Raw genomic sequence first — 16,856 nt, forward strand, 5'->3', positions numbered from 1 at the left:
CCCGCCTCCTCGGCGTTCCCTGGTGGTCTTCACGCCCGCGGCGGGCGAGACGTGCCGGGGCATCGTCTCGCCCGCCGCGGGCGTTGGTCAGGCCTGCGCGTCCCGGGGGGTGCGCACCGCGCCCGCCGTGGCGTGCGCCTCGGCGGGAGTGCTGACGGCGACGCTCAACTCGACCGGCGCCTTGCCCAGCCGCGGCCGGAGCATGTGGAACGGCTTCTCGACGACGATGTAGCTCGCGTAGCCGACCATCACGCACAGCGCCAGTTCGACGCCCAGGACTTCCCAGTAGCCGCCGACCTCGGGCGCGAAGAGCGGTCCGACGAACTGGGCGTAGACGAAGATGTGCCAGAGATAGACGCTGTAGGAGATGCGGCCGAAGAATCGCAGCAACGAGTTGTCCAGCAGCAGGCCCGCCAGCTTGAACCGCACGCCCGGCACGGTCAGCGGCGCGAAGACGGCCACGGAGAAGGCGAGGAAGAGCCAGTAGTCGGCCGCCGCCGCCGGCGCTGCGACGTAGTCCACCAGGCGGTAGTCCGCGAGCGGGGAGAGGCAGGCCAGGACGAAGATGAGGAGCGCCCCCAGCCAGAGCTTGCCCGGATGCCGGCCGATCAGGCGGTACACCCGCGGCACCGCGTCGGGGCGCGTCTCCGCGGCGGCGGACAGCACGGCCAGCATCATGCCCACCGAGAGCCAGCCCATGTAGCTCATCGGCCAGAAGTACTGCGTCGGCCACAGCTTCATCGGGTCGTCCCTGAACTGCGGGAAGTGGAGCCAGGTGAAGAAGCCGAAGCCGATGAACACCGGGAAGGCCAGCGGCACGAGCAGCCGCCGCACCCGGGCCTCGGGGCTTTCGGCGCGCCGCGCGTACCGGTGGAGGAGCCAGGCGAACACCGGCATGGCCAGGTAGAACAGGAAGTCGTTGGCGTTGCTCCAGGTGTGCATCATCCCCATGGGAATGGCGCCGTGCTCCCAGATCTGCAGCAGGAGCAGCGGGCGGATCCATTCCCAGACCCCGTGGACGGTGTCGCGGTTGAGCACGAGGAGAGCGGTGATCGTCAGTACCCAGTAGGCGGGCAGGATCCGCAGCGCCCGGCGCCAGAAGTAGCGCTTGGCGTTCGGCTTCCGTTCGCCGGTGAGCGTGTACAGCGCGAACGCGCGGTACAGCAGGTAGCCGGTCATCACGAACCAGATCGGGAAGGCGACCGCCACCCGGTTCAGCATGATGGCCCAGACGCCGTTCCCGGTGGAGTGCATGTAGGACCAGCCCTGCACGCTGGTCGCCACTCCGGTGTGGCCGAGGACGACGAGCAGCACGACGGCGCCGCGCAGTCCTTCGAGCTCCGGGATGAACTTCCGAGGCCGGTCCGATGCGGGATCGGGTGCGGCGGCTCCCACAGCATCCCCGCCGGATGCCTTCGTTACCATGGGCGTTTCTCCCATCTCGCACGACCCTGGATTCGACGGGTCGAAGCAAAGAGCAGATCGGGTCAGACGGTCCATCGAGGTCGGCCGCGGCCTCGCCCCGGCGGAATTCGGCCGCGTTCCAACGACGGCGCGCGGGGACGATCAGCAGTCCGGCGCCGCCGGAAGAGGCGGCGCGTTCCCCGTCACCGTGCCGTGCTCACGCGTGGGATGCCGTCGGAGTCAATGACGATCCCCCACCCCCCGATTTCCTCGGTGGGGTCACCGAGGATCTGTCGCCGGACACGCTCGGCGGGTCGTCCGCCGTGGACCGGATCGCTGTCCCGCGCCAATGCGGCACCGCCCTCGGGGCCATGTGGACCACCTTTACCCGCCAAAGGTCCTACACTTGAGAAAACGATAGCATTGACGTCGCAGGACGCGATAGTAGGGGACATAGGGGAATCTGACTTGAATAACTAGTATCGTGAAAGCCGGTCGAGAGCCTGAGGAGGCGGTCGATGCCCCACCCCGGAGAGTTCCGCGCGTCGCTGGGTTCCACCGATCTGCGGATCAGTCGCCTCGGCCTCGGCACCGTGAACTTCGGCGGCCGTGTGGACGGGGCGGACGCGCACCGCCTCATGGACCACGCCCTGGCGAGCGGCATCAACCTCGTCGACACCGCGGACATCTACGGCTGGCGCGTCTACAAGGGCCACACCGAAGAGGTGATCGGGGACTGGCTCGGGGCACGCCCGGGCCGCCGGGACGAGGTCGTCGTGGCCACCAAGGTCGGGGGCCCGATGAGCGACGACCCGGGCGACCGCGGCCTGTCGGCGCGGCACATCGTCGCGGCGTGCGAGGCCTCCCTGCGCCGGCTGAACACCGACCGGATCGACCTCTACCAGATGCACCAGGTGGACCGGTCGGTCCCCTGGGACGAGATCTGGCTGGCCATGGAACTGCTGATCGGCCAGGGCAAGATCCGCCACGTCGGCTCGTCCAACTTCGCCGGCTGGGACATCGCCCTGGCCCAGGAGACCGCCGCCCGCCGCCGCGTCCCGGGGCTGGCCTCCGAACAGTGCGTCTACAACCTCGTCACCCGGCACGCGGAGCTCGAGGTGATTCCCGCGGCGACGGCTCTCGGGCTCGGGGTGCTGGTCTGGTCGCCCCTGCACGGCGGCCTGCTCGGCGGCGTGCTGCGCAAGAAGGCGGAGGGGACCGCGGTCAAGTCCGCGCAGGGGCGCGCGGTCGACGCGCTGAAGGAGCACGAGGCGGCCATCGCCGACTATGAGCGGTTCTGCGCGGACATCGGGCGGGACCCCGCGGAGGTCGGCCTCGCCTGGACGCTGTCCAGGCCGGGTGTGACCGGCGTCCTCGTCGGCCCGCGCACCCCCGACCACGTCGACGGCGCGGTCAGGGCGCTGGACAAGCCCCTGACCGAGGAGGAGACCGACCGGCTGGAGGCCCTCTTCCCGCCCGTCGGCCGCGGCGGACCGGCGCCCGCCGCGTGGATGAGCTGATCCCGTCTTGACGCGATCTCTGCCGCTGGGAGGACGAGACAGGTGACCCCGCCGAACCACAGGGACCCGCGCTCGCTGGCGCGCGAGTCGGACCAGGAGCGCGACGTGCGCGAGCGGCTCACCCGACTGCTGCGCGACACCCCCATCCCGCCCGAGTACCTGATCGACAATCTGGCGCTGTACCTGCGGCGCCAGCAGCTCACCGACCTGCTGTGCATGGACGCGCTGTACCGCATGATCCTCGACGTCCCCGGCGTGATCATGGAGTTCGGCGTGCTCCACGGGCGGCACCTGGCCACGCTGACCGCGCTTCGCGGGTGCCACGAGCCGTACACCTCGGTGCGGCGCGTCATCGGTTTCGACACCTTCACCGGTTTCCCCGACATCGCCGACGTCGACCGGGCCGGGCCCAATGCGGTGGCCGGCCGGTTCGCCGTGAGCGAGGGCTACCCCGACCACCTGCGCGAGGTGCTCGACGCGCACGAGTCCGGCGAGCCCTTCGCACACGTCCGGCGGACCGCGGTGGTCCAGGGCGACGTCCGCGAGACCCTGCCGCGCTACCTCGCCGACAACCCGGAGACCGTGATCGCGCTGGCCTATTTCGACCTCGACATCTACGCGCCGACCCGCGCCGCCCTGGAGGCGATCCGGCCCTACCTGACCAAGGGCAGCGTGCTCGCCTTCGACGAGATCGCCTACTCCAAGTGGCCGGGGGAGACGGCCGCGCTGCGCGAGGCCGTCGGCCTCGACGTGGTGACCCTGCGCACCCTCCCCGGCCGGGAGCCGCCCATCACCTACCTGCGCTGGGGCGAGTAGCACCCGTCCGCCTCGGCCTCGGCTCGGCCTCGGTTCGGCCGCGGCGGACTCCGACGAAAAGGCCGTACCCGTTCAGGCCGGCCTCCTCGTGCTCGACGTCGCATCCGGAGTCCCGGAACGCCGCCAGGAACTCGTCCGCGGTGAACATGGTGAAGGTCTCCACGGTGCGGAACTCGCGGATGCCCGTGGGACGGCCCACCAGCCAGCGCACGTCCATGTGCGCGGCCCGGTCGCGCCGGATCGAGTGGGAGACCCGCGCGACGACCGTGTCGCCGTCCCGCACCAGGTCGGCTCCGACGAACCCCTCGATGAATCTTTCCGGCGGCCACCAGGGTTCGATGACGAGGACCCCGCCGGGGACGAGATGGCGGGCCATGGCTCCGACCGCGGCGCGCATGGCGGCGACGCTCGGCAGATAGGCGATCGCGGTGTAGAGGCACGTCACCGCGTCGAAGGCGCGACCGAGGGCGAAGGCCCGCATGTCACCGTCATGGACGGTCACTCCCGGCAGCCGCCGCACGGCCCGCTCGCGCATCGAGCGTGAGATCTCCAGGCCCTCGACGTGGTCGAAGCCGGACCGGAACGCCTCCAGGTGGGCCCCGGTGCCGCAGGCGACGTCGAGAAGGGACCGGGCACGGGGACGGTGCTCCCGGATGCGCCGCGTGACCTCCGCCGCCTCCTCGCCCCAGTCCTTGCCGCGGTGCCGGTACGTCAGCTCGTAGACCTCGGCGTGCTCCGGGCCGAAGGCGACGTCGCGCTCCGTGGCGGACACGGGGGTCTCCCTTCTCGCCGCCAGATGCTATATGTAACTTAAGTGAAATCGTACAGCCGAGCGCGAACGGCGGCCAGATCCGGGGGCCGTGGACGGAGGCGGGCATGGCAGGTATGGCGGGTGTGAACGCGGGCTCTCGGCTGAGGGCGCCGAGCGAGGAGCCCGAGCTGGACCGGCGGCTCGCCGCGTCGGCCGAGTACCGGCCGCGCCCGGCCGGGGACATCGTCGACTGGCTGGCCGAGCGCCGCCGCCGCGTCCCGGTCCAGGTGACGCGCATCCCGTTCGAGCGCATGGCCGGATGGTCGTTCGCCCCGGACTCGGGCGACCTCGTGCACGAGAGCGGCCGCTTCTTCACCGTGGGCGGCATCCACGCCCGTACCGACTACGGCGCCACCCCCGAATGGCGGCAGCCGATCATCTACCAGCAGGACGTCGCGATCGTGGGCATCCTCGCCAAGGAGATCGACGGCGTCCTGCACTTCCTGATGCAGGCCAAGATCGAACCCGGCAACGTGAACACGGTGCAGCTGTCGCCGACCGTCCAGTCCACGTCGAGCAACTACCTGCGGACGCACCGCGGCGCCCGGTCCCGGTTCGTCGAGTACTTCACCGAACCCGGGCGGGCCCGGGTGCTGGTCGACGTCCTGCAGTCCGAGCAGGGGGCGTGGTTCTGGGCCAAGCGCAACCGGAACGTGGTCATGGAGGTCACCGACGAGGTGGAGCCGCACGACGACTTCGCCTGGATGACGCTCGGCCAGATCCTCGACCTCCTGCACCACCCCAACGTCGTGAACATGGACTCCAGGACCGTCCTGGCCTGCCTGCTGTCCTCGGCCCCGTACATGGGCGCGCTGCCGGGCGACGGGGCGCCGGCCGCCTCCGGGAGCGCGCTCCTCTCGCCGGTGCAGGTGAGGAGCTGGCTCACCGAGCGCAAGTCCGCGTACACGCTCACGACGCGCGCGGTCCCCCTCGACTCCGTGGACGGATGGGAGCGGGACGCCGAGGCGATCCGCCGTCCCGACGGCAGATACTTCAGCGTCGTCGGGGTGGAGGTCCACGCGGGCAACCGGGAGGTGTCCGACTGGTGCCAGCCGCTGCTCGCGCCCAGCGGCACCGGGCTGGCCGCCCTCGTCGTCCGCCGCATCAACGGGGTCCGGCACCTTCTGGTCCGCGCCGACCTGCGTCCGGGATGCCGCGACACCGTGGAGCTCGGCCCCACCGTGCAGTGCACCCCCGAGAACTACGAGGACGCGACCGGCGAGCGGCGCCCGCGGTATCTCGATCTCGTCCTGTCCAGAGCCGTCCGGGTGCAGTACGACGTGGTGCAGTCAGAGGAGGGCGGCCGGTTCCGGCAGGCCCTGACGCGCCATCTCGTGGTCGAGGTCGGCGGCGGCTTCCCCGCCCAACCGCCCCCGGACTTCTGCTGGCTCACGGTGCCCCAGGTGATGGAGCTGGCCCGCCAGAGCTACCAGGTCAACATCGAGGCCCGCAGTCTGCTGCTCTGCCTGCACGCACTGTGAGCGCGCTCAGCGACGGGCGCGGCCGTACCGGTACATGGTCAGCGGCGCGAAGACCGCGACGAGGATCGCGCAGGCCAGGAACGCCCAGCCCATCTGGCCCGCGGTCACGGTGCCGTCCATCAGCCCGCGCATGGCGGTCGTCACGACGCTGATCGGATTGACCTTGATCAGCGCCTCCAGCCAGCCCGGCATCGTCTGCTGCGGCACCATGACGTTGCTGGCGACGACGAGGACGAACAGGAGCGTCCAGCTCAGCGTCTGCGCCGCGGTCGGCGTCCGAACGCTGACGCCGACGAAGGTTCCGATCCAGGCGAGGCTGAAGGCGAACACCTGGAGGAACAGCAGCGCCAGCACCACGCCGGCCGGCCCGCCGTCCGGGCGGAACCCCAGCGCCAGCCCCAGCAGCAACGGCACCACCGACGCCACCGCGTACCGGACCACATCCCCCAGCATCGCCCCGACCAGCACCGACGACTGCCACACCGGCAGCGACCGCACCCGGTCGAAGACCCCCTGGTCGATGTCCTGGTTCAGCACGATGCCGGTGTACGCCGTCGTCAGGGCCACCGCCATGACCATGACGCCGGGCAGGAAGAAGTGCAGGTAGCGGCCGGGCGACCCGGCGATCGCCCCGCCCACCAGGTAGGTGAACGAGAGCGTGAAGATGACCGGGAGCATGAGGGCGTCCGCGAGCTGGTTCGGTGAGTGCTTGATCTTCAGCAGCGCGCGCCACCCGAACGTCATCGACGCCGAGAGCGCGCCGGCCCTCGGCGGCCGCTCGCCGCGCGCCGCCAGCGGCTCCCGCGCACGCGTCATCGGCTGGGACGTCGTCATCTCGCCCACCTCCTCACTTCGCCGTCTGCGTGTCGTCGTCCTTGGCCTCGTCCTTCTCCGCTCGCCCGTCGTCGGCGACCGGGTGACCGGTCAGGGCGAGGAAGACGTCGTCCAAGCTCGACTGGGCCATCGAGAAGTCGTCGAGGGCGATCCCCGCGTCGCCCAGTGCCGTGACCGCCCGTGCCGCCTGCTGGGCGTCGGCGATCCGCACCGACAGCCTGTGCGGATCGGTGTCCGCGCCGGGCTCCACGCTCAGCATGCGGGAGAGCATCTCCTCCGCCTGCGCGCGCTGGCCGGGATCCTGGAGCCGCAGCTTCAGCGCGCCCGTGCCGACCTGGGACTTCAGCTTCCCGGGCGCGTCCTCGGCGATGACCTTGCCGTGGTCCAGGACCGCGACCCGGTCGGAGAGCCGGTCGGCCTCGTCGAGGTACTGCGTCGTGAGCAGCACGGTCGTGCCCCCGGCGACCAGGGTGCGGATGATGTCCCACACCTGGTTGCGGGCCCGCGGGTCGAGGCCCGTGGTCGGCTCGTCCAGGAAGAGCAGGTCCGGGGTGATGATGATGCTGGCGGCGATGTCGATCCGGCGCCGCTCGCCGCCGGAGCAGGTCTTCACCGGGCGGTCCGCCACCTCCGACAGTTCGAAGGCGTCGACCAGGTCGTCGGCCCGCTGCCGCGCCGCGGCCCCCCGATGCCCGAGCAGCCGCCCCACCATCGCGAGGTTCTCCCTCCCGGTGAGGTCCTCGTCGATCGAGGTGGACTGCCCCGTGACGCTCACGCGGGACCGCACCGCGTCGGCCTCCCGCACCACATCGTGGCCGAGCACTCTGGCCGTGCCCTCCGTCGGGCGCAGCAGCGTCGTCAGGATCCGGAGGAACGTGGTCTTGCCGGCGCCGTTCGGCCCCAGCAGGCTGTGAACGATGCCGGTGGGGACGGCCAGATCGACGCCGTTCACCGCCCGGGTCTCGCCGAAGGTCCTGACCAGCCCGGACGTCTCGACGGCCAGGGTCGAATTCGATCCCACGGTTGTGCCTCCCGTCGCCACCAGAAGATCAAGCTCATCCTAAAGTAGCAGCTTATATAAGTCAACGTCTAAGCAGTCCGGCGAGCGGCGTGCCGTCCGGCCGGCAGGCCCGCCCGGCTCCCCGGTCCGGGACCTCCCCACCGCGCGGCGGGCGGCGGGAGATGTCGATGATCACTCTCTTGCTAACTTGAAAAAACCATAGTAGTGTCCGTTTTCATGGCTCTTCTCGCTTGGTTCGGGGAATCGTGATGCGACCACGCCACATTCTTTTCGCCGTCACCGGCGGGACCGGTCATATCCGCCCGACCTTCGGCGTCCTCGACGAACTCTCCGCCCGCGGATACGAAATCAGTTTCGTGACTTCCGGCGACTATTTCGACGACCTGGCGGAGGTCGGGGCCCGGCAGATCCGCCACCGATCGATATTCGAGGACGGTGTCGACCTGCCGGAGATGGTCGAGCAGGAGGACGCCGAGGCGCTGACGGTGAGCGCGTTCATCAACGAGAACCTCGCGATGCTCAGGGCGGCGGAGAGCGCTCTGGACGAGAACCCGCCGGACCTGGTCGTCTACGACATCTTCCCCTTGATCGCCGGACGCCTGCTGGCCGCCAGGTGGCAGCGGCCCGCCGTGTGCATCAACGGAGGCTTCGCGTCGAACGAGCACTATTCGGTGTGGGAGGCGCTGAGCGCGGTGCACGGGCACCGGCCGATAGTCGAGACCGGGACCTTCCAGCGGATGATCTCCGAGCTTCTCCCGGAGTATGGCATCGACCGGTCCCCGACGGAGTTCTGGAACGCGATCGAGGACCTCAACGTCATCTTCCTGCCGCGATCATTCCAGGTGGAGAGCGACACCTTCGACGACCGTTTCGTGTTCGTCGGGCCGAGCTTCTCGCAAGGGCGGCTCCAGCCGGGATGGCGCCCACCCGACGAGGACCGCGACGTGCTTCTCGTTTCCCTGGGATCGACGTTCAACGGGCATCCGGAATTCTTCCGCAGCTGCGCGCAGGCATTCGCGGGCACGCGCTGGCATGTCGTCATAGCGACGGGGAACGGCACCGACCCGAAAGCACTCGAGCCGTTGCCGCCCAACGTCGAGGCTCACCAGTACATCTCGTTCATGGAGGTCCTCCGCCACGCGAAGGCGTTCATCCTTCAGGGCACTCTCGGCGCCACCATGGAGGCCGTCCACTGGGGCTGCCCGATGCTCTACTTCACCGAGTACGCGGTCGAGGCCAGGCCGTTCGCGGAGCGGTCCGTCGAACTCGGCCTGGGCCATGTGCTCCGGCCCGAGCAGGTCGAGGGGGGAGGCCTCGTCTCGGCGGTGGAGAACCTGGTCGCCGACGGCGCCGTCCGCCGGCGGATCTCCCGGATGCGCACCGAGGCCCGCGACGCCGGCGGCGCCGCCAGAGCGGCGGAAGTGATCGATTCGTACGCGCGGCGGGTCGTGTCCCGGCCGGGCGGCGCGTTCGGCGCCGTCCGCTGACAGGGCGATGGTCGCCTCGTTGAAGAAGGCCATGGCGGGGAAGGGCGGGTAACCGATGGCGGTCGTGGTCACCGGCGGTTGCGGCTTCATCGGCAGCCACCTCGTGGAACGCCTCGCGCACCAGGGCGAGGACGTCATCGTCTACGATCCCGCGGCGCCGCCGCCCGACCTGGACTGCGGCGGGACCGCCGTCCGCCACGTCAGGGCCGACATCCGCGACGAGCGGGCGCTGGCCGGCGCCATCGGCCCGGACGTGCACACCGTCTACCACCTCTGCGCGCTGGTCGGGGTCGACCAGTACCTCGACGACCCGCTCGAAGTGATCGACGTCGCGGTCTCCGGCACCCGCAACGTGCTGCGCGCGGCGTCCGCCGCCGGCGTGAAGGTCGTAGTCTCCAGCACCAGCGAGATCTACGGCAAGAACCCCGACGTCCCCTGGTCGGAGGACGCGGACCGGGTGCTGGGCAGCGTCACCGCCGACCGGTGGTCCTACTCCGCGAGCAAGGCCGTCGCCGAGCACATGGTCGTCGCCTACGCCCGCCATCGGGGCCTGCGCGCCTCGGTCGTGCGCTACTTCAACGTCTACGGGCCGCGGCAGCGCCCGGCGTACGTGATCAGCAAGACCGTTCACCGGGTGCTGCGCGGGCTGCCCCCGCTGCTCTACGACGACGGCACCCAGACGCGCTGCTTCACCTTCGTCGAGGACGCGGTGGACGCCACGTTGCGGGTGGGCGCCGGTGAGACCGCCGACGGCCAGTGCTTCAACGTCGGAAGCGACCGGGAGACCTCCGTGGGCGACGCGGTCCGGCTGGTGACCCGGCTGGCCGGGGCGGAGTTCGCCCCGATCCGCGTGAGCACGGACTCGGCGCTGGGCAGTGCTTACGAGGACATTCCCCGGCGCGTCCCGGATGTCGGGAAGGCCAGGGAACTGCTCGGCTGGCGCAGCCGTACCCCGCTGCAAGCCGGACTCGCCAGGACGATCGCTTGGGCGAAGAGGAGCCCGTGGTGGCTGGACGCCGTCGCGGGCGCGTCCGAGCGGTCGCTGGTACCCACAGGCGTCACGACGGCCGCGGACGGCCGGAAAGTGAGGGGACATGACATCGGGTGAGACGGCGGCGACGGCCGCCGGCACCGGCGCCCTGCCCGCCCCGGCCGCCTACATGTGCGGCCTGACCTGGGATGGCGCCCGGTTGTGGCATTCGGACCAGGACGCGAAGAAGATCTTCGCGATCGACCCGGCGACCGGCGGGGTGAGCAGGACGCTCGCCTGCGACAGGGTGCGGGCGGACCTGGCCTACGACGGCGCCCGCCTGTGCCAGGTCGGCGGCCGCCCGAAGCGGATCGTCCTGATCGATCCCGACGACGGCCGGATCACCGGGGAGAAGGAGGTGCTCCCCGCGAGCGGCCGGCTGACCGGGATCGACCTCGGGCCGGAGGGCATGTACATGTGCCTGCGCGGTCCGACCGTGGTGCAACTCCGGGACTACGACACGATGACCGTTCTGCGGGAGTTCCCGGCGGAGGGCGAGTCGCCCTCCGGGCTCACCTACGCCGACGGCGTCGTCGTCTACGGCGACTTCGACGACGCCGTGCTCCGTGCGATGGATCCGAGGACCGGGGAGCACCTGGGGGCCCTGCCCGTCCCGGGCCGCCCCACCGGGCTGACGTGGGACGGCCGCCGCCTCTGGTACTGCGACTTCCCCGCGCGCGCCATCCGCCCTCTGGAACTGTCGGCGGTCCTCTCCGCCTGACGAGGTCCCGCCGCGCGCGGACCTCCTACTTGCTCTTCTTCCGGCCCACCACTTCGTTGATCCAGATCGGCACGAACGGAGACGTGCAGTTCGGGGGAGTGGGGTAGTCCTTGAGCACCTCAAGGCGCTCGCCGATCTCGATCGCGCGGGCGCGGTGCTCCTCGTGTTTGATCCCGATGTTGCCCAGGCAGTCGTTCATCGCCCACTGCAGGCGCTCCGGCGCGGCCTTCATCTCCGCCTCGATGATGTCGAGCAGCTTGTCGAGGTCGAGGCCGTCGGGCTTGCGCATCACGCGCTCGGTGGTCAGCGCCCAGCCGGCGCCGGCGATCGCCGGATCCGCGTCGTCGAGCCACGCCAGGCGCAGTTCTTCGGAGTGGGGGCTCTTCTTCACCACGTAGTTCACGAGCCAGTTCTGCACCTTGGGGGTGCGCGCCCCGCGCAGCATGGCGTCCAGTTCGTCGCGCTCGAACGCCTTCGGGCGGCAGATCAGCGTCGCCAGCAGCCTCGCCGAACTGTCATCGGTCTTCCACAGCTCGCGCGCGAGGTCCTGCTGCGTCTTCAGCCGTTTCGCGAGCGCCCGCAGCTTGCTGAGGTTCACGCCGTGGTCGTCACCGCGCTTCTCGTTCACCTCGCGTGCCTTGGGGTCCTCCAGTTCGGCCAGCTCGGCCATCACCTCGGCCACCGCCGTCTCGGCCATCTCAGCCTCCTGTGCCTCGCATTACGAGGGTCTGAGAATATAGGCTTAGTTGACAATTGTCGCAATATCGAGCTTAACATGAGGCGCGTTTCCATTCAACTCTCCCGGTCTTCGCCGGGAGGGCTTTCGCCTTGTTTATGCGAACCAGTTGCTATGCTGCGGATGGCGGCGTATCGGCCGATCTCACCCTGTATTCGAGGGCGCCGAGATCGTCGACGCCGACCGTCCTCCCTGGCCGCCACGCCGCCGGACAGGGCGAACCCGGCACGTCGGCGGGTTCATTATCGTAGAGTCCGATGTCGAATTGACCCTTGCCGCCTACGGACTCGAAGGGGCCAGCGATGAGCGACGACGAGCCGGAGATCCCGCCGATGTGGCCCGTGGGGACGAGCCAGGAGTACATCGACGCGCGGATCGAACTGGCGAAGGCCGAAAGGCTGCTGCGCGACCGGGTCGAGGAGGTCGCGGCGGCGCGGCGCCGGATGCCCGGGGGCGCGGTGCTCGGTGACTACACCCTCACCGAGGGCCCGGCGGACCTGGAGAAGGACGAGCCGACCGGGTCGGTCTCCCTCCGCGACCTGTTCGGCGACCACGAGACCCTGGTCGTCTACCACCTCATGTACCACCCCGACGACCAGGCGGCCTGCCCGATGTGCTCGATGTGGGTGGACGGCTTCAACGGGGTCGCCGCGCACCTGGCGCAGCACACCGCCTTCGCGGTCGTCGGCAAGGCGCCACTGCCGATGCTGCGCGCCTGGGCGCGGCGAAGGGGGTGGGACGAGGTACGCATCCTGTCCAGTCACGGCACGGCCTTCAACGCCGACATGCACGCCGAGCGCCCGGACGGGGCGCAGCGGCCCATGATCAGCGTCCTGGCCCGCGAGGACGGGCGGGTACGCCACTTCTACACGCTGCCGGCCGACTTCCTCGACGGCGCCCAGCGCGGCATCGACCTGCTCTCCCCGGTCTGGAACGTGCTCGACCTGCTGCCCGGCGGCCGCGGCGACTGGTACGCCGGAAACGCGTACGCCGGGCGCGACTGAGGCCCCGGCCGTCCGCAGGGCGATCCGGGCACACGCCCGCCCCGGGTCAGTTCGGTATATATTTTTATAGTACCGAGCTGACACGGGGGTCACGATGACGACGCAACCCGCGGCCGCCGCCGGCGCCTTCCCCGTTCCGCGCGCGTGCCCGTTCAGCCTGCCTCCGGAGTACGAGCGCCTGCGAACGGGCAGGCGCGCGGTCCGCGCCCGCATGGCCGGGGGGAACTCGGCGTGGCTGGTCGCGCGGCACGAGGACGCGCGGAAGGTCCTCAGTGATCCGAGGATGAGCGTCGATCGCCGTCGCGAGGGGTTCCCCCGGTTCGCCCCGGTCACCGAGGAGGAGCGGCAGGCGTCCTTCCGCGCCTTCCGGCCGCCGATGAACTGGATGGACCCGCCCGAGCACACGGCCGCCCGGCGGTCCGTCCGCGCCGAGTTCTCACCCGCCCGGACCGAGGCGCTGCGCCCGCGCGTCCAGGAGATCGTCGACCGGCGGCTGGACCTGATGGCGGACGCCCCGCGCCCGGTCGACCTGGTGCGCGAACTCGCGGCCCCGGTGCCGTCGCTGGTGATCTGCGAGCTCCTCGGCGTGCCCTACTCCGTGCACGGCCACTTCGAGGAGCGCACCGGGCGGATGTTCAGCCACGCCACCCCGGCCGCGGAGCGCACCCGGGCGGCGCACGAGATCCGGTCCCTGCTGGCCGAACTGGTGGCCGACAAGGAGCGCGAGCCTCCCGACGACCTCCTCGGGCGCCTCATCGTCCGGGGGCGGCGGGAGGGCGCGGCCGATCGCGAGGCGGTCGTGAGCATGGCGTTCGTGCTGCTCGTCGCCGGGCACTCCACCACCGCCGACATGATCGCGCTCGGCGTCCTGACCCTGCTCGAACATCCGGACCAGCTCGCGTCGATGGTCGCCGACCCCGCCAGGACGCCGCTCGCCGTCGACGAGCTGCTGCGGTACCTGACGGTCGTCAACGCCTCGACCGCGCGGACGGCGCTGGCGGACGTCGAGGTGGGCGGCGTCACGGTGCGCGCGGGGGAGGGCGTGGTCGTGCTGGGCCCGGCCGCCAACCGCGACCCGGAGGTGTTCGAGCGCCCGGACGAGTTCGACGTCGGGCGCGGCGGCGGGCGGCACCTGGCGTTCGGCGCCGGCCGGCACCGGTGCCTCGGGCACCGCCTCGCGAGGATGGAGTTGCAGATCGTGTTCGACGCCCTCTTCCGCCGCTTCCCGGGCCTGCGGCTGGCGGTCCCGTTCGGCGCGCTGTCGTTCAAGGAGAAGGCGAACATCTACGGGGTGCGCGAGCTCCCGGTCACCTGGTGAGGCGCCACCGCCTCCGCACCGCCGCGGATATTGAACGAAGGAAGATCGTAGTTTAAGTTCATATAGTAACGTCCGTATGCCGCGATGCCCGAACCGAGGTGCCGTCCGGTTCCGTCGCGGCGAGGGTGCGGGGAAGAAGGGATCTTCCGGATATGCGTGTGATGTTCTGTTCTCACCCAGGTCTTGGCCACTTCTTCCCGCTCGTTCACCTCGCCTGGGCGTTCCGCACGGCGGGCCATGAGGTGATCGCCACGATCGCGGGGCCCACCGAGGGCGCGGCGGGCTCAGGGGTGGAGATCGTCGACGCCGCGCCCGGCTTCAGCATGGAGGCCGTCAACGAGCGGCTGGCCCGCGAGCACCCGGAGTTCGTCCAGACGGTCGCGACCAAGCCGGCGATCAACCTCGACGAGTGGGGCCCCGGGTTCGCCGCGATCAACCGGCCCCTGATCGACGGGCTCGTGGCGTTGGCCGACGACTGGGGCCCGGACCTGGTGGTGTACGACCAGGGGACCACCGCCGGACTGTTCGCGGCGGCGCGCGCCGGGGCGCCCGCCGTCCAGCGGAACGTGAGCGCCTGGCGCACCCGGGGCATGCACGAGGCGGCCGCGGCCCACCTGCCCGACGTCTGCGAGCGGTACGGCGTGTCCATCTCCAAGCCGGCCGTCACCATCGAGGAGTTCCCGCCCAGCATGCTCGCGGGCGAGCAGCCGGAGGGCTGGTTCATGCGCTGGCTGCCGCACAGCGGGGGATCGGTCATCGGAGACCGGCTGCCGCGGCCCCCCGAGCGGCCGCGCATCGCGGTGAGCATGGGCACGGTCGAGCTGCAGATGCTGGGCACCGGGACCATGCGCACGATCATCGACGCGGCCGCCGACGTCGACGCCGAGTTCGTGCTGGCGCTCGGCGGAGTCGACATCGGCTCGCTCGGCCCGCTGCCGGACAACGTCAGCTCCGTCGGCTGGATCCCGCTGCACTTCCTGCTGGGCACGTGCACCGCCATCGTCCACCACGGCGGCGGGGGAACCGCCCTGACCGCGATCGACGCCGGCATTCCGCAACTGATCACACCCGACCCCAGGGACCTGTTCCAGCACACGACGCTGGAGGCGGTGCGCAAGCGGGGCATCGGGTTCGTGAGCGAACGCGAGGACGTCGACGCCGGACTGCTCACCCGGCTGATGACCGACGAGGGCGTACGCGCCGCCACAGCGGAGGTCCAGCGGGAGATGGCGACGCTGCCCACGCCCGCCGCCACCGTCCAGCGCCTCATCGAGCACCTGTTCTGAGGCCCCGGGGCCCTGCGGGGCTACCCCCTGCCCCCGCGCCCGGTCGCGGGGGCGGGGGCGGGGGCAGGGGCAGGGGCAGGTCTGTCAGGCTTCGGCGGCCGTGTCCGCGGGTACCGTTTCCGGCTCCGGCCGTGGCTCCTCCCGGCCTACGGCTTCCAGGTCCGCGCGCAGATCGGACGGCAGCAGCGGCTCGTCGAGAAGCCTCTGGTACCGCTCGACCAGGGACGTCCGGCCCGGACCGGCGTTCAGCCACGCGCCCACCAGCCGCGGGCCTTCGATGTAGGTCACCGAGTAGGCGCGCCAGAGCGGGTCGGTGAGGAACCTCGTCATCCGCCGGGCATGGTCGGGAGGCACCAGGAGCCAGCGTTCCAGGTACCCGGTGACCTGGTCGGGGTCGGCCCCGCGGTCGTGGAGCATGATGGCCGCGTCCTGGCGCGCGGGCATCAGCAGCCGGATCAGCCGCAGGACCTCCTCCACCAGCTCGCCCTCGACCCGCACTCCCGCGTCGGCCAGGATGTCGGCGGTCCAGCGGCCCCAGCCCGGACCCGGCACCGCCGCGTCGGCCATCTCGGCGGTGCCCTCGGCCATGAGGCACTGCGGGGTGTTGACCAGCGAGATCAGGTGCTCGCCGTGGCCGGCTCCGTCGACGAGGCCGGCCTCCTTGCGGCAGTGCTCGGTGTGGTGCCCGGGATAGGACTCATGGATCGCCAGCAGCGGCAGGGCGGCGATGGTGCGGCCCGCCTCCGCGTTGAGCTCCACCCTGGAGCGGAACCCGCCGAGGTAGCGGTTGTAGGCGTTCCAGGGCTTGTCGCGCACCACCACGTACTCGACGCTCTCCTGCTCCGGCAGGTCGAACACCGTGCGGGTCATGGCCCGCAGTTCGCCGGACACCGCCTGCACGGCGCGCGCCAGCCGGTCCGGGGGGACGGCGTTGCGCTCGTAGAACGCCGCGGTCCGGGCACGCAGGTCCCCGGAGCCCGGCAGGAGCGCGCCGATCGCGTCGTGGATCTCCGCGTAGCGGTCGGGCTCGCCGAGTTCGATGTCGACCTCGAAGTACGTCCGGACCTCGTCCCCGAACGGGATCTCCTCCCCGGCCATCCGGCGGGCCGCGCAGTTCAGCGCGGCGAGCTGCGCGGACAGGAACCGGCGCCGCGGCTCGGCCAGCCCGCTGTCGGGGAGCGCGGCCAGCAGCCGGGCCGACCGGGCGGCCAGCCCGGAGGCGTCGGGCCGCGGTTCGGCCTCCACCCGGCGGGCCAGCTCCGGGTCGCCGTACCAGGAGTCGACGAACCCGTCGGCGAGCCGGCCGAACCGCAGCCCGAGGCTGAGGTACTCGGTCACCACCTCTTCATGCATCAGCGCTCCCTGGATCGCCACCCGGTGGTCCGCC

At 71.0% G+C, this 16,856-nt stretch carries 15 protein-coding genes; 9 read left to right on the top strand and 6 right to left on the bottom strand.

Annotated elements, in window-relative coordinates; all coding sequences use genetic code 11:
- Nucleotides 1–87 precede the first annotated feature (87 nt).
- Nucleotides 88–1,425 carry an acyltransferase family protein gene (locus tag BJ999_RS19955; protein ID WP_179834692.1) on the bottom strand — a complete coding sequence of 446 codons (1,338 nt, stop codon included), beginning with the start codon at nucleotides 1,423–1,425 and terminating at the stop codon, nucleotides 88–90.
- A gap of 497 nt (nucleotides 1,426–1,922) precedes the next feature.
- Between BJ999_RS19955 and BJ999_RS19960 the strand changes: the two genes are divergently transcribed.
- Nucleotides 1,923–2,924, top strand: coding sequence for an aldo/keto reductase (locus tag BJ999_RS19960; RefSeq protein WP_179834693.1), 1,002 nt, complete (start codon nucleotides 1,923–1,925; stop codon nucleotides 2,922–2,924).
- A gap of 42 nt (nucleotides 2,925–2,966) precedes the next feature.
- Entirely contained in the window at nucleotides 2,967–3,740 is a 774-nt protein-coding gene (locus tag BJ999_RS19965) for a class I SAM-dependent methyltransferase (protein WP_179834694.1), read from the top strand.
- On the opposite strand, the gene BJ999_RS19970 is transcribed toward BJ999_RS19965, so the two are convergent.
- Complete coding sequence (locus BJ999_RS19970) at nucleotides 3,715–4,512, bottom strand: class I SAM-dependent methyltransferase (protein WP_179834695.1); 798 nt, start codon at nucleotides 4,510–4,512, stop codon at nucleotides 3,715–3,717. The genes BJ999_RS19965 and BJ999_RS19970 overlap by 26 nt on opposite strands.
- A 104-nt stretch (nucleotides 4,513–4,616) precedes the next feature.
- Here BJ999_RS19970 and BJ999_RS19975 point away from each other — a divergent pair, with 104 nt between their 5' ends.
- A complete protein-coding gene (locus tag BJ999_RS19975) occupies nucleotides 4,617–6,032 on the top strand; it encodes an NDP-hexose 2,3-dehydratase family protein (protein ID WP_229810765.1) in 1,416 nt (471 codons plus the stop codon).
- A gap of 6 nt (nucleotides 6,033–6,038) precedes the next feature.
- On the opposite strand, the gene BJ999_RS19980 is transcribed toward BJ999_RS19975, so the two are convergent.
- A complete protein-coding gene (locus BJ999_RS19980) occupies nucleotides 6,039–6,866 on the bottom strand; it encodes an ABC transporter permease (RefSeq protein ID WP_179834696.1) in 828 nt (275 codons plus the stop codon).
- Between the two features lie 13 nt (nucleotides 6,867–6,879).
- Entirely contained in the window at nucleotides 6,880–7,887 is a 1,008-nt protein-coding gene (locus tag BJ999_RS19985; RefSeq protein ID WP_179834697.1) for an ATP-binding cassette domain-containing protein, read from the bottom strand.
- A 248-nt stretch (nucleotides 7,888–8,135) separates the two neighbouring features.
- Between BJ999_RS19985 and BJ999_RS19990 the strand changes: the two genes are divergently transcribed.
- Genes BJ999_RS19990 through BJ999_RS20000 form a run of 3 tightly spaced genes read left to right on the top strand, consistent with a single transcriptional unit; the run spans nucleotide 8,136 to nucleotide 11,125 of the window.
- The gene (locus BJ999_RS19990) at nucleotides 8,136–9,374 is read left to right on the top strand and encodes a macrolide family glycosyltransferase (RefSeq protein WP_179834698.1); all 1,239 of its coding nucleotides are present in this window, start codon (nucleotides 8,136–8,138) and stop codon (nucleotides 9,372–9,374) included.
- A 55-nt stretch (nucleotides 9,375–9,429) separates the two neighbouring features.
- Complete coding sequence (locus tag BJ999_RS19995) at nucleotides 9,430–10,482, top strand: NAD-dependent epimerase/dehydratase family protein (RefSeq protein WP_179834699.1); 1,053 nt, start codon at nucleotides 9,430–9,432, stop codon at nucleotides 10,480–10,482.
- Nucleotides 10,469–11,125: an NHL repeat-containing protein gene (locus tag BJ999_RS20000; RefSeq protein ID WP_179834700.1), complete on the top strand. Its 657-nt coding sequence runs from the start codon at nucleotides 10,469–10,471 to the stop codon at nucleotides 11,123–11,125. Before BJ999_RS19995 ends, BJ999_RS20000 begins: the two co-directional genes overlap by 14 nt.
- A gap of 25 nt (nucleotides 11,126–11,150) precedes the next feature.
- Here BJ999_RS20000 and BJ999_RS20005 read toward each other — a convergent pair whose 3' ends face one another.
- Complete coding sequence (locus BJ999_RS20005) at nucleotides 11,151–11,822, bottom strand: DNA alkylation repair protein (RefSeq protein ID WP_179834701.1); 672 nt, start codon at nucleotides 11,820–11,822, stop codon at nucleotides 11,151–11,153.
- 341 nt (nucleotides 11,823–12,163) lie between these two features.
- Here BJ999_RS20005 and BJ999_RS20010 point away from each other — a divergent pair, with 341 nt between their 5' ends.
- The 3 genes from BJ999_RS20010 (at nucleotide 12,164) to BJ999_RS20020 (ending at nucleotide 15,469) form a co-directional block, all read left to right on the top strand.
- On the top strand, nucleotides 12,164–12,865 hold the full coding sequence (locus tag BJ999_RS20010; protein ID WP_179834702.1) for a DUF899 family protein: 702 nt from the start codon (nucleotides 12,164–12,166) through the stop codon (nucleotides 12,863–12,865).
- 94 nt (nucleotides 12,866–12,959) lie between these two features.
- On the top strand, nucleotides 12,960–14,183 hold the full coding sequence (locus BJ999_RS20015) for a cytochrome P450 (protein WP_179834703.1): 1,224 nt from the start codon (nucleotides 12,960–12,962) through the stop codon (nucleotides 14,181–14,183).
- A 152-nt stretch (nucleotides 14,184–14,335) separates the two neighbouring features.
- Nucleotides 14,336–15,469: a nucleotide disphospho-sugar-binding domain-containing protein gene (locus BJ999_RS20020; protein WP_179834704.1), complete on the top strand. Its 1,134-nt coding sequence runs from the start codon at nucleotides 14,336–14,338 to the stop codon at nucleotides 15,467–15,469.
- Nucleotides 15,470–15,553: 84 nt separating this feature from the next.
- Here BJ999_RS20020 and BJ999_RS20025 read toward each other — a convergent pair whose 3' ends face one another.
- On the bottom strand, nucleotides 15,554–16,822 hold the full coding sequence (locus tag BJ999_RS20025) for a hypothetical protein (RefSeq protein WP_218935143.1): 1,269 nt from the start codon (nucleotides 16,820–16,822) through the stop codon (nucleotides 15,554–15,556).
- Nucleotides 16,823–16,856: the final 34 nt, after the last annotated feature.

The sequence above is a fragment of the Actinomadura citrea genome (assembly GCF_013409045.1).
GTDB classification, from domain to species: Bacteria; Actinomycetota; Actinomycetes; order Streptosporangiales; family Streptosporangiaceae; genus Spirillospora; species Spirillospora citrea.